Source organism: Burkholderia ubonensis, assembly GCF_001718695.1.
In the GTDB taxonomy this organism is placed as follows: Bacteria; Pseudomonadota; Gammaproteobacteria; order Burkholderiales; family Burkholderiaceae; genus Burkholderia; species Burkholderia ubonensis_B.
The window spans coordinates 838,570-851,863 of sequence record NZ_CP013422.1 but is presented as its reverse complement, the minus strand read 5'-3'; the positions used below and the strand labels follow the sequence as shown (position 1 = coordinate 851,863).

The window sequence follows — 13,294 nt, the reverse complement described above, 5'->3', positions numbered from 1 at the left end:
GCTGGCCTCACTTGAACCGGATGGTCGGGTTGATGACCGCGTACAGCACGTCGACGGTCAGGTTGATCAGGATGAATTCGAGCGAGAACAGCAGCACGATCGCCTGGATCACCGGGTAGTCGCGCATCGTCACCGCATCGACGAGCAGCCGCCCGAGCCCCGGCCAGTTGAACACCGCCTCGACGACGATCGAGCCGCCGAGCAGGAAGCCGAACTGCAGCCCCATCATCGTGACGACGGGAATCATCGCGTTGCGCAGGCAGTGCTTGAGCACCACCATCGGCTCGTGCACGCCCTTCGCGCGCGCGGTGCGCACGAAATCCTCGTTCAGCACCTCGACGAACGACGCGCGCGTGAAGCGCGCCATCACCGCCGCGACGGCAGCTCCAAGCGTCAGCGACGGCAGCGCGTAGCTCTTCCACGTGCCGTCCGGCACGACCGGCAGCCAGCCGAGCTTCACCGAGAAGATCTCCATCAGCAGCATGCCAAGCGCGAACGCGGGAAACGAGATGCCCGACACCGCGAGCGTCATGCCGACGCGGTCCGGCCAGCGGTTGCGCCACACGGCCGACGCGATGCCGATCGCCATCCCGAACAGCGTCGCCCAGCCCATGCTGACGACCGTCAGCAGCAGCGTGGGCATGAAGCGCTCGCCGATCTCGGTCGACACGGCGCGCTTGCTGCGCGTCGACTTGCCGAAATCGCCGTGCGCGATCTTCACGAAGAAGTTCGCGAACTGCGCGGGCATCGGCCTGTCGAGGCCGAGATCGGCGCGCACCAGCGCGACGGTCGCCTCGTCGGCCTCGGGGCCGGCCGCGAGCCGCGCCGGGTCGCCCGGCAGCAGGTGCACGAACAGGAACACCAGCACCGCGACGATCGCGAGCGTGGGCATGAGGCCGAACAGGCGCTTGACGATGAAATTCAGCATGAAGGGCACCGAACCAGGGCGGCGCGCCGTGACGCGCCCGAATGCGCTTACTTCAGCGAGATCTCGTCGAAATTGAACGAGCCGTCCGGCATCACGTACATGCCCTGCAGCCGCTTGCTGCGCGCGTAGACGATCTTTTCCTGCACGAGGAAGATCCACGGCGCGTCGGCCCAGATCTGCTTCTGCACGCCCGCGTAGTACTCGCCTTTCTTCGCGCGGTCAGTCGTCGACAGCGCCTTCTCCAGCCCCTCGTCGACGAGCCCGTTCTGGTAGTACGCGGTATTGAACAGCTTCGGCGGCTTCGACGCGGATGCGAGCAGCGGCGTCAGCGCCCAGTTCGCCTCGCCGGTCGACGACGACCAGCCGATGTAGAACATCCGCACCGGTGCGGTCGCCGGGTCCTGCGCGCTCTCGACCTTCGAGACCCGCTCGCCCGATTCGAGCGCCTGCACCTGCACCTTCACGCCGACCTGCGCGAGCTGCTGCTGGACGAACTGGATCACCTTCTGCGACGTCGTGTTGTTGTAGCCCGACCAGAGGATCGACTCGAAGCCGTTCGGATAGCCGGCCTCCTTCAAGAGCGCGCGCGCCTTCGCGGGGTCGTACGGCCACGGGCCCGTCTTCGTCGCGTACTCGACGCCCGGCGGCACGACGCCCGGCGCCGGCACCGCGAAGCCCGAGAACGCGACCTTCGCGAGTGCCTCCTTGTTGATCGCGTAGTTGAGCGCCTGGCGCACCTTCGGATTGTCGAACGGCTTCTGCAGCGTGTTCAGCGAGATGTAGCGCACCACGATCGACGGCCGCTCGACCACGTCGAGCTTCGGATTGGTCTTCAGGTCGGCGACCTGCTCGTACGGAATCCGGAACGCGAGGTCCGCCTGGCCCGCCTTCATCAGCGCCGCGCGCGTGTTGTTGTCGATCACGGGCTTCCAGTCGATCATGTCGATCTTCGGATAGCCCTTCTTCCAGTAGCCGGCGTATTTCTTCACCTTCATGTCGTCGGTCTGCTTCCACTCGACGAACTCGAACGGCCCGGTGCCGACCGGATGCAGCCCGATCTCGCGGCCCCACTTCTTCAGCGCCGTGGGCGAGATCATCACCGCGGACGGATGCGCGAGCGTGTTGATGAACGCCGAGAACGGCTCGCGCAGCGTGAACCTCACCGTATACGGATCGACGACCTCGGTCTTCTCGATCACGCGGAACAGGTTGTAGCGCTTCAGCTTGTTCGCCGGATCGGTCACGCGGTCGAACACGACCTTCACCGCATCCGCGTTGAAATCGGTGCCGTCCTGGAACTTCACGCCCTGGCGCAGCTTGACCGTATAGACCTTCGCGTCGGGCGACGCCGTGTAGCCCGTCGCGAGCACGTTGACGAGCTTCATGTCCTTGTCGAAGCCGAACAGCCCCTCGTAGAACGACTTCGCGGCCGCCTGCGACACCGTGTCGTTCGAATCGTACGGGTCCATCGTCGTGAACGTCTCGCCGACCGCGATCACCGCGGTCTGCTGCGCGAACGCGGGCAGCGCGACCGCCAGCGCGAACGCGCTCGCGCCCGTGGCGAGCAGCGCGCGCGGACGGAACATCGGGAACGAAAGCGATTTGTTCATGTGGGCTGGCTCCTGTGCGTGATTCGGTGACGCGTGGTGGGAATCGCGGAATGACTGCCTCCGCTCGGGAAACAACCGTCTCTGCCTGGCGCGTGCGCAACTGCGGTCCATCGCCGCCTCCGCGCGTCAGTACGCGCCGCCGACGCGATGCGTCGCGACGAAGTGATCGGGGCCGACCGCGACGAGCGGCGCGACCGCCGGCTCGTCGCCGGCCGCGCGGATCGGGCTCGGCACCTCGTCCGCCGGCAGCTGGCGCGGTGCGTGCCGGCGCGCCGGATCGGCGACCGGCACCGCGCTCATCAGCTTCTTCGTGTACGGATGCTGCGGCGCCTCGAACACCGCGCGGCGCGGGCCGATCTCGACGATCTGGCCGAGATACATCACCGCGACGCGATGGCTGACGCGCTCGACCACCGCCATGTCGTGCGAGATGAACAGGTACGCGACGCCCAGCTCGCGCTGCAGGTCGAGCATCAGGTTGACGATCTGCGCCTGCACCGACACGTCGAGCGCGGACACCGACTCGTCGGCGATCACGACCTTCGGGTTCAGCGCGAGCGCGCGCGCGATCGCGATCCGCTGGCGCTGGCCGCCGGAGAATTCGTGCGGATAGCGGCGCGCGGCCTCCGCCGGCAGGCCGACCTTGTCGAGCAGCCAGTCGACCCGCTGCTGCGCGGCCGCGCCGCTCGCGACGCCGTGCACGAGCAGCGGCTCCATGATCGAGAAGCCGACCGTGAGGCGCGGGTTCAGCGACGCGAACGGGTCCTGGAAGATGAACTGGATATTGCGGCGCAGCGCCTGCAGGTCCGGGCCCTTCAGTGCGCTGATGTCGCGGCCGTCGAATTCGATCGAGCCGCTTTGCGACTCGACGAGGCGCAGCAGCGAGCGCCCGGTCGTCGACTTGCCGCAGCCGGATTCGCCGACGAGCGCGAGCGTCTCGCCCGCGCGCAGCTCGAAGCTCACGCGCTCGACCGCATGCACGTATTGCGACACGCGGCCGAACAGGCCGCTCCTGACCGGAAAGCGCGTGACGAGGTCGCGCACGCGCAGGATCGGCGGCGCGTGCGGATCGACGCCCGGCTGCGCGAGCGCGGCCACCTCATTCGCATCCTCCGCCACTTCGGCGATGGCCGGGGCCGCCGGCGCAACCGCCATGCCGTTCGCATTAGCGGGCGCGGCCACGTCGACCTTCAGCAGCGGGAATTTCTCCGGCGCGTCGGTGCCGTGCATCGACCCGAGACGCGGCACCGCCGCGAGCAGCGCGCGCGTGTAGCGATGGGCGGGCGCCGTGAAGATGCGCTCCGACTCGCCCTCCTCGACCTTTTCGCCGCGATACATCACGAGCACGCGATCGGCCACCTCGGCCACCACGCCCATGTCGTGCGTGATGAACACCACGCCCATGTTCATCTCGTCCTGCAGCCCGCGGATCAGTTGCAGGATCTGCGCCTGGATCGTCACGTCGAGCGCGGTGGTCGGCTCGTCGGCGATCAGCAGCGCCGGCCGGCACGACAGCGCCATCGCGATCATCACGCGTTGCCGCATCCCGCCCGACAGCTGATGCGGATAGCGCGCGAACACGCGGCGCGCCTCCGGAATCCGCACGAGATCGAGCAGCCGCAGCGTTTCGGCGCGCGCGTCCGACGCACTCTTGGACTGATGCAGCGCGATCGCCTCGCTGATCTGGTCGCCGACCGTGAACACCGGATTGAGCGACGTCATCGGCTCCTGGAAGATCATCGCGATGTCCGCGCCGCGCACGCCGCGCATCGTCGCGGCGCTCGCCCGCGCGAGGTCGAGCAGCGCGCCGTTGCGCCGCCGGAACGCGATCCGGCCGCTCGCGATCGTGCCGCCGCCATGCTCGACGAGCCGCATCAGCGCGAGCGACGTGACCGACTTGCCCGAGCCGGATTCGCCGACGATCGCGAGCGTCTCGCCGCGATCGACGTGGAACGACACGCCGCGCACCGCGTCGAACGTCGCGCCCTCGCGCTGGAACGTCACCGACAGGTCGTCGACCGCGACGACGCGCTGCTCGGGCAAGGCGAGCGCGGGCGGAGTTCGGTTCGGAGTCATGCATGCGTCTCCTGCATCGGGGGCGAAACGGAATCAGGCCGCGTCGTCGCGGTAGATCCCGACGACGGGCGCGGCGCCGACGCGCGCGTAGCCGCGGTACATCCCTTCGGTGTTGAACGGCATCGTGACGTTGCCGTGCGCGTCCACCGCGATGATCCCGCCGCGGCCCGCGATGCGCGGCAGCTTGTTCATCACGACGTCGTACGCGGCCTCGGCGACCGACACGCCGCGGTACGCGATCTGCGCGGCGACGTCGTGCGCGGTCGCCATCCGGATGAACATCTCGCCGGTGCCGGTCGACGACACCGCGCAGGTCGCGTCGTCCGCGTAGCAGCCCGCGCCGATGATCGGCGAGTCGCCGACCCGCCCCGGCTGCTTGTTGGTGATCCCGCCCGTCGACGTCGCCGCCGCGACGTGGCCGTGCAGGTCGCGCGCGACCGCGCCGACCGTGCCGTGCTTGCGGTCCGGGTCGAGCGGCGCGCCGTCGCCGAACGCGAACGTCGCGGCGTCGTGATCGAGCAGCACGCCGGCGGCGTTGCGCGCCTTGAGCCACTGCGCGTGCCGCGCTTCGGTGCCGAAGTAGGCGGGTTCGACGAGCTCCAGCCCTTGCGCGGCGGCGAACGCGTCGGCGCCCGCGCCGGCGAACAGCACGTGCTCGCTCGCCTCCATCACGCGCCGCGCGGCGAGCACCGGATTGCGCACGCGCGTCACGCAGCAGACCGCGCCGGCGGCGAGCGTCGCGCCGTCCATGATCGCCGCGTCGAGCTCGTGCGTGCCGTCGGCCGTGTACACCGCGCCCCGCCCCGCGTTGAACAGCGGGCAGTCCTCGAGCATCCGCACCGCGACGCTCACCGCGTCGAGTGCGCTGCCGCCGTCAGCGAGCACGGCCTGCGCGGCGCGCAGGATCGCCGCCAGTTCCGCGCGGTATTGCAATTCGGTGTCGGTGTTCATCGCTTCGCGCAGGATCGTGCCTGCGCCGCCGTGAATCGCGACGATCGCGGGTGAAGTCATGATTTCCTCGATCCGGTGGATGAAGGGTCCGTCGCCGGCAGCGCGGCCTGCGGCTGCGTGAGCCACGGCAACAGGAATTCGGTCATTTCCGCGGCGGCCTTCGCGGAGCGATGCGTGCGCAGCGCGACCGCGTCGATCAGCGCCTCGATCATCGCGAGCACGGCCGCTTCCGACGTCGCCGCGAAGCGCCGCTCGGCCTTCACGTAGAGATTCAGCGAGGCGACCGGGGCCAACGGCGAGCCAGGGCCGTCGGAAATGCCGAGCACCCGCGCGCCGCGCGCGGCCGCGCGGCGCGCCAGCTCGATCGTGTCCTCGACGTAGCGCGGAAACGCGATCGCGATCACGAGGTCGCGCGCATCCGCGGTGTACAGGCGCCGCGCCGCATGCGACGGGCCGCCGAGCAGCGCGAGCGACTGCACGTTGTCGTGGCACACCGACAGCCCGTGCTCCATCAACCCCGCGAGAAACGCGCTCGATCCCGCGCCGAGGATCAGCACGCGGCGCGCGGCGACGATCGCCTCGACCGCCGCCTCGATATTGGCCGCGTTCAGTTGCGCACGCGTGTCCTCGATGTTCTCGACCGCCTGGTTGAACACCGCGTCGATCCACGCGGCGTCGCGCACGCCGGCTTCCTGCTCCTGCGCGGAGCGCAGCCGCTCGACCGGCGCGAGCGTCGCCTCGAAGCCGCGCACCAGCGCCGCGCGCATCGCCGGATAGCCGTCGAAGCCGAGCGCCTTCGCGAAGCGGTTCGCGGTCGCGATCGACGCGTCGACGGCCTGGGCAAGCTCGTCGATCCGCATCGTCGCCGCGCGGAACGGATTGGCCAGCACGTATTCGCCCATCCGGCGGTGAATCGGCGTCATCCTCGGCATGGCCGACGCGATGCGCTCCGCGATCGCGGACTCGTCGTGATTTGCTTCGGGCGGAACGAGTGGCGTCATGAATGCTGACTGGAAGGTGGATGAAAATCAATTTACACAATCCATCGGGAGGAAAAAAATAAATTTTCAGCGGCGGTGTCACGTGCTCGTCGCGTTTAGTACGACGGACCGGTTTTGCGGCGGAGGGTGGGCGGCGGCGCGCCCGCGTGCGCGCGGGCGTAGAGCGTTCGGCCGGTGCAGAGAGGGAGTGGGATCGAACCGCGCGCCCTCGGGAAAACCCCGAGTAAGTCGGTTCGCGTGCGGATGTGGGAGGAGCGGAGTTGGCTGTGGTGTTGGCCTTCGATGTCGGTGCGGTTGGCGGCTTCGGTGGCGGCTTCGGCTTCGGCTTCGGTGGCGGCTTCGGTGGCGGCTTCGGCTTCGGCTTCGGCTTCGGCTTCGGCTTCGGCTTCGGCTTCGGCTTCGGCTTCGGCTTCGGCTTCGGCTTCGGCTTCGGCTTCGGCTTCGGCTTCGGCTTCGGCTTCGGCTTCGGCTTCGGCTTCGGCTTCGGCTTCGGCTTCGGCTTCGGCTTCGGCTTCGGCTTCGGCTTCGGCTTCGGCTTCGGCTTCGGCTTCGGCTTCGGCTTCGGCTTCGGCTTCGGCTTCGGCTTCGGCTTCGGCGCCAGCATCGGCGGGGGCATCGTCAACGTCAACTTGAAACCACCGCCGCTCGACAACGTCCGCCCGTCGCGTGACAGCAGTTCGTCGATTGCCGTCACGCGAGCGGCCGCCCCCGTTCCCTTGGACAACGACATCAGAACCGGTGATTCACCCGCACATACGCGGACTGCGCCGACACATGACTCGTGTCGATCGTCGCATCGAACCCGAGCGATACGGTGGTCGTCTTCGCGGCCTGCAGCGTGACGCTGGCGCCCGTGGTCAGGAACGAACGCGGCAGGTCGGTGCCCGGCGCGGCGAACACGGTGCCGTCCTGGCTCTGCACCTGGACGACGCGGCTGCCGCGCAGCACCTCGTGCGCATAGCCGACGCGAAGCTGCACGTCGAGCGACCGCATGGCATCGCCGAACGCCTTGTCGAGCGACACGCCCACATAAGGCTGAAGGCTGCGCGCGTTGTCGGGGCCGACGTTCAGGTTCTGCCCGTTCGCGCCGTTCTCGCCGAAGCCGCTGCCGCGCACGTACGCATACCGCAGCCCGACGTGCGGCGTGAAGCGCAAACCGCCCGCCTCCATCGGCAGGCTCGCCTGCGTCGCCGCGGTGAACTCGTGGCCGAGATGGTCGCCTTCGGCCGTACCCGCGCTGCCGAACGGCCGCTTCTGCGACAGGAAATCGAGCCCGTAGCCAAGCGTGGCCGACAGGTTGACGGCACCGACCGGCTGCGCGCCGTACAGCGCGACGCGCAGCGTGTCGATGGTGCCCGATGCACCGGTCGTGTCTTCGCCGAGCGTGGTGTGCATGTAGCCGCCGGCCCCACCGACCGTGGCGCCGCCGAGCCGTCCCTGCGCGCCAGCCAGGAATCCGTACGCGTGCGTCAGGAAGCCCGGCGCGCCGCCCGTGCCGCCGACCTTGGTGCTCGAACCGCTGGCGACGGCCCATACGTTGCGGGAGCCCGCCGGGTCGTCCTGTGGGCCGGCGAGACGGCCGAGCAACGTCGAGCTGGCGTCCTGCGCCTGCAGCAATGCGGTCGTGCCGAGCGCCGTGTAGATCGACGTCTTGGTCGGCGCGATGATCGTCGGGCCGGTCGGCGTGCCAGGGCCGCCCGGCTCCGCGAGCAGCAGGTCGACCGCGTTCGCGCCGTAGTCCACCGACGGCTGCAACGCGCCGAGATTCGCGCCGGCCGTGGTCGCGCCGATGTTCGCGAAACGGCCGGTCACGCCGTTGGCCGCGCTGAGCACCGTGTAGCGGCGCGCGGTATAGGTGCCGGGATCGAACAGGACGGCCAACGAACCGCCGAGCGTCGCCGCGCCGCCTACGCGCAGCTGCGACGCTTCGGTGGGGCTGACCTCGATCGACAGCGTGCCGCTCGCCGCCTGCGCATAGTTGCCGCCGACGGACAGCGTTCCGATCGAGCCGCCCGGCGCCACGACGCCACTGCTGCTGACGTCGCCCGCTACCGTGCCGTGGCCGCGCAACGTGCCGAGTGCATTCACCACGACATTGCCGCCCAGCACCGCACCGGCATTCGCCGCGTCGCCGACGGCCACCGTGCCGCCCGCCACCGTCGTCGTCCCGGAGAACGCGGTGCTGACGCCGTTCAGCGTCAGCGTGCCCGCGCCTTGTTTGACGAGGCCGCCGGTGCCGACGAGGCTGCCGCCGAAGGTCTGCGACGAGTCGTCGGACAGCGTGAGCGCGCTGCCGCCGAGCACCACGCGACTGCCCGTCACGCCGGACAGATGCGCGACCGTCTGGCTGCCGGCCGCGGACAGGTCGAGCGCGGCCGTCGAGCCGGCGAGCGTGACCGACGTGGACGACGCGAGCTGGCCGGCGCCGGACAACGCGAGCGTGCCCGCGTCGACCATCGTCGCCCCGGTGTAGGTGTTCACGCCGGACAGCGTTTGCGTACCGCCCGCGACCGTCAGCCCGCCCGTGCCGTTGACGGTCCCGCCGAACGTGCCGGCCGCATTGGCGAGCGTCAGCGTGCGAGCGCCGAGCGAAACGGTACCCGTGCCGGTGAGCGCATTGATCGTGGCGCCGAAGGTCGTCGCCGAAATATCGAACGTACCGTTGTTGACGACGCCGCTGGACGCCACAAGGCTACCCGACCCGGTCAACGCCAGCGTGCCGACATTGATCGACGTCGCACCGGTGTAGCCGTTGGCACCCGATAGCGTCTGCGTGCCGCCCGCGATCGTCAGTCCGCCGCTGCCGTTGATGGTTCCACCGAACGTGCCAGCCGCGTTCGCGAGCGTCAGCGTGCGGCTGCCGAGCGCAACGGCGCCCGTACCGGTAAGCGCATTGATCGCGGCCCCGGAGGTGGTGCCGGAGATGTCGAACGTACCGTCGTTGACGATCCCGCTCGATGCCGCGAGGCTGCCCGAACCGGTCAACGCCAGCGTGCCGGCATTGATCGAGGTTGCACCGGTGTAGCCATTGGCACCCGACAAGGTCTGCGTGCCGCCCGTGACCGTCAACCCGCCCGTGCCGTTGATGGCGCCGCCGAACGTGCCGGCCGCATTGGCGAGCGTCAGCGTCCGGCCGCCGAGCGCGACCGTACCCGTGCCGGTGAGCGCATTGATCGCGGCCCCGGAGGTCGTCGTCGAAATATCGAACGTACCGTTGTTGACGATGCCGCTGGACGCGGCAAGGCTGCCCGAGCCGGTCAACGCCAGCGTGCCGGCATTGATCGACGTTGCACCGGTGTAGCCGTTGGCGCCCGACAGCGTCTGCGTACCGCCCGCGACCGTCAGTCCGCCGCTGCCGTTGATGGCGCCGCCGAACGTGCCGACCGCATTCGTGAGCGTCAGCGTGCGAGCGCCGAGCGCAACGGCGCCCGTGCCGGTGAGTGCATTGATCGCGGCCCCGGAGGTCGTCGCCGAAATATCGAACGTGCCGTTGTTGACGACGCCGCCGGACACAGCGACGCTGCCCGATCCGCTCAACGCCAGCGTGCCGGCATTGATCGAAGTTGCACCGGTGTAGACGTTGGTACCCGACAGCGTCTGCGTCCCGCCCGCAATCGTCAGCCCGCCGCTGCCGCCGATGGTGCCGCCGAACGTGCCGGCCGCATTGGCCAGCGTCAGTGTCTGGCCACCGAGCGCGACCGTGCCTGAGCCGGTGAGCGCATTGATCGTGGCGCCGGAAGTCGTCGCCGAGATGTCGAAGGTGCCGTCGTTGACGATCCCGCTCGATGCCGCAACGCTGCCCGCCCCGCTCAACGCCAGCGTGCCGGCGTTGATCGACGTTGCACCGGCGTAGCCATTGGCGCCTGACAGCGTCTGCGTGCCGCCCGCCACCGTCAGCCCGCCCGTGCCGCCGATGGTTCCGCCGAACGTCCCGGCCGCGTTGGCCAGCGTCAGCGTCTGGCCGCCGAGCGCGACCGTGCCCGAGCCGGTGAGCGCATTGATCGCGGCCCCGGAGGTCGTCGCCGAAATATCGAACGTGCCGTTGTTGACGACGCCGCTGGACCCCGCAATGCTGCCCGCGCCGATCAGCGCGAGCGTGCCGGCGTTGATGTTGGTGCTGCCCGCATAGCCTGCGGCGCCGGAGATCGCGAGCGTGCCGCTGCCCGCCTGTACGATGCTGCCCGTGCCGCTGATGGTGCCGCCATACGCGACCGTGTCGCTGCGGTTGAACACCAACGTGCCGTTGTTGACGATGTCGCCGGCGACGGAGCCGGTGGTCCCTCCATTGCCAATCTGCAACGTGCCGGCGTTGATCGTGGTGCCGCCGGTATAGGTGTTCTCGCCCGTGAGCGTGATCGTTCGGCTCCCGCTCACGGCCACGCCGCCGGCCCCGGATACCACGCCCGACACCACGAGGTTGGTCGTGGTCGAATCGAAGGTCACGCGGGATGCCACATCGCCGAGCGTGATCTGGTTGGACAGCGTGAGCCCCGCGGAGCCCGCGGTGATCTTGGTCGCCGCCCCCGCCGACACCTCGATGTCACCGACGATGTTGGACCCGGTGACCAACTGCAGCGTGTTGTTCGTGCCGTTGAACTGGATCGCTGCGGCCCGCGTCACGCCGTCGGCGTACAAGCCGCCCGCGATCGTGCCGCCGTTGACGATGACACTGGTGCCGTTCACGATGATGCCGGCTCCCGCGGCCCCGCCATTGCCGGCGCCGCCGGTGATCGTGCCGACGTTGGTCAGCACGGTGAACCCGCTCGCCAGGTTGACGCCCGCGCCGCTGGCGCCGGCCGTGCTCGCGCCCCCGCCGCCGGCCCCGCCCACGCCGCCGACGATGGTGCCGATGTTGGTCACCTGCGAGCCGCTGCCGAGCGTGAGCAACCCGTCGCCACCACCGCCGCCGCCGCCGGCGAAGCCACCGCCGCCGCCGTTGCCGCCGTTCCCGCCGATCAGCGTGCCCTGGTTCGACACGTCGGCCGCGGGCGTCACCATGACCAGCGCCGCGCCGCCGCCGCCGCCGCCGCCGCCGTTCGACACCGGTCCCGACGTGCCGGCCCCGCCATTGCCGCCGGTGCCGCCCTGCACCGTCATGCCGCTGTTGACCGTCACGCTGGTGCCGGTCGAATACACACCCGCGCCGCCACCACCGCCACCGCCGGCGAAGTTGAAGCCGTCGAACGCCTGACCTGCGCCGCCCTGCACGTTCGCGTTGATTACCACATCGCCGGCGAGCGCCGCGGCAGGGGCTCCGCCCGGGCCGCCCTGGCCGCTGTCGTTCATCGCGCCGGTGCCGCCTGTCCCGCCCGACGTGGCGCCGCCCGGAATCTGGACCGTGTTGGGGCCGCTCAGCGTAGATGCACCGCCGCCGCCGCCGTTACCGCTGCCCCCGTTGCCGCTGCGGTCAGGGGTGCCGCTGCCGCCCGCGGCGCTGCAATTAGCGATGGTGCTGGGCGCACATGTGACGGCCCAGGCCGGGACGGCCGCGCCGGCCAGACCCAGCGACACGCCAATGGAAACGATGGAAGCGCAGCGGCGCGCGGGTGTGGCGCCATGGCTGGCGTCGACCCCGCCGTGGGATGCTTTGGTGTGCTCGGATACCACTTGCGGAGCGCGCAAGCTGCGGCTCCAGACCAGCCGATAAACGCGGTTCATGTCGGTCCCCTCGGTGCGTAGACGCATGGGCCGGGCGTTGGTCCAGGAGACGCTGGACCGATGGCGCGACGGACCCGTTCTAGTTGAATTTCTTCTGTTGCGCGCCGGTCCGCGGATACTGATTTTTCTGGCCCATCGGTCGGGCGCACGCGCGCGCAATATAACATCTGCGCGCCGATTATTGCCTGGTGGTTACGAAAAACGCGCCGCTTCGCGGAGGCACGTCGTTTGCTCCCGTGCGGCGGCGAGCGAGCCGCTTTCGCGCGTTGTCGGGCGTGCAAATCGATGGTCGCGGCAACGATGCACGGCGGGCGCTGCGCAGCGCCTGCGGCGCGCCGGTCACACGCCCCTTCCCGCCCGCGGCGATCACTTACAATTCGTCCGGTTCGATCGTCGCTGCAGGTTCCGTTCTTGCAGCCCTCACACCGCGACACACGCGCCGTGTCTCGTTGCGCCTACAACTGAATACCAGCCATGCCGGATTTCCGTTCTTTGCCTCGCACGACATTCGAGGCTGTCGCGTCACCGCAGGCGTCGCGTGCCGCCGGCGGCCGGCCGGCGCGCGTCTTTGCCGCGCCGTGCGCCCGAACACGCGATGGACGCCGCACGAACGTGCATGCGGTTGCGATCGCGTCGCGCCGGCGCGCGCCGGCCGACGGAGCAACGCGATGAGCAAGCTCCTGAACGGCAGCACCGGCGACATCGTCGCGCTCGCGACGCTCGCGGTGCTTTACCTCGGCGGCGTCGGGCTCGCGCTGTGGCGAATTCGCGCGGCCGCGCCGCGCGGCAAGCTCTACTGGATCGTCTGTATCGCGCTGCTGGCCGGCGGCGCCGTGGCGATCACGCAAAACCTGTCGCCGGAGCACGACCACGGGGAAATGCCGCCCGGTTTCGCGCTCGGCGTCGAAGCGGTACTGCTCGGGCTCGCACTCGTTGCCGCCGGTTGCGCTTGGGTGATGTTGCGGGGGCGTCGCGGTTGATATCTGCGGTGTCAGCCGCGCGTCCGTCACGCGTGAACGACGATGCATATGCCGGGCAGCGCTGAGCTGCGGATGCGTCATGCAGACGGC

At 69.7% G+C, this 13,294-nt stretch carries 8 protein-coding genes; 2 read left to right on the top strand and 6 right to left on the bottom strand.

The window, feature by feature from the left end; translation table 11 throughout:
- Positions 1-7: 7 nt before the first annotated feature.
- From gsiC to WJ35_RS23625, 5 genes are all read right to left on the bottom strand, one after another.
- Positions 8-928 (bottom strand): glutathione ABC transporter permease GsiC, encoded by a 921-nt coding sequence (gsiC, locus tag WJ35_RS23645; protein ID WP_060233205.1) that lies wholly within the window; start codon positions 926-928, stop codon positions 8-10.
- Between the two features lie 47 nt (positions 929-975).
- A complete protein-coding gene (gene gsiB, locus WJ35_RS23640) occupies positions 976-2,538 on the bottom strand; it encodes a glutathione ABC transporter substrate-binding protein GsiB (RefSeq protein ID WP_060233207.1) in 1,563 nt (520 codons plus the stop codon).
- 126 nt (positions 2,539-2,664) lie between these two features.
- A complete protein-coding gene (locus WJ35_RS23635) occupies positions 2,665-4,614 on the bottom strand; it encodes a dipeptide ABC transporter ATP-binding protein (RefSeq protein ID WP_059814355.1) in 1,950 nt (649 codons plus the stop codon).
- Between the two features lie 33 nt (positions 4,615-4,647).
- The gene (locus tag WJ35_RS23630; RefSeq protein ID WP_060233208.1) at positions 4,648-5,625 is read right to left on the bottom strand and encodes an isoaspartyl peptidase/L-asparaginase family protein; all 978 of its coding nucleotides are present in this window, start codon (positions 5,623-5,625) and stop codon (positions 4,648-4,650) included.
- On the bottom strand, positions 5,622-6,566 hold the full coding sequence (locus WJ35_RS23625) for a MurR/RpiR family transcriptional regulator (RefSeq protein ID WP_069240125.1): 945 nt from the start codon (positions 6,564-6,566) through the stop codon (positions 5,622-5,624). Before WJ35_RS23625 ends, WJ35_RS23630 begins: the two co-directional genes overlap by 4 nt.
- Before the next feature lie 245 nt (positions 6,567-6,811).
- Between WJ35_RS23625 and WJ35_RS31575 the strand changes: the two genes are divergently transcribed.
- Positions 6,812-7,408, top strand: a complete 597-nt coding sequence (locus tag WJ35_RS31575) for a hypothetical protein (RefSeq protein WP_155121970.1) — start codon at positions 6,812-6,814, stop codon at positions 7,406-7,408.
- Here the strand turns inward: WJ35_RS31575 and WJ35_RS23615 are convergent.
- A complete protein-coding gene (locus WJ35_RS23615) occupies positions 7,296-12,224 on the bottom strand; it encodes an autotransporter-associated beta strand repeat-containing protein (protein WP_069240123.1) in 4,929 nt (1,642 codons plus the stop codon). The two genes, WJ35_RS31575 and WJ35_RS23615, sit on opposite strands and share 113 nt — an antisense overlap.
- A gap of 668 nt (positions 12,225-12,892) precedes the next feature.
- On the opposite strand from WJ35_RS23615, the gene WJ35_RS23610 reads away from it, so the two are divergent.
- The gene (locus WJ35_RS23610) at positions 12,893-13,204 is read left to right on the top strand and encodes a hypothetical protein (RefSeq protein ID WP_011882001.1); all 312 of its coding nucleotides are present in this window, start codon (positions 12,893-12,895) and stop codon (positions 13,202-13,204) included.
- The last annotated feature ends 90 nt before the right edge of the window (positions 13,205-13,294 follow it).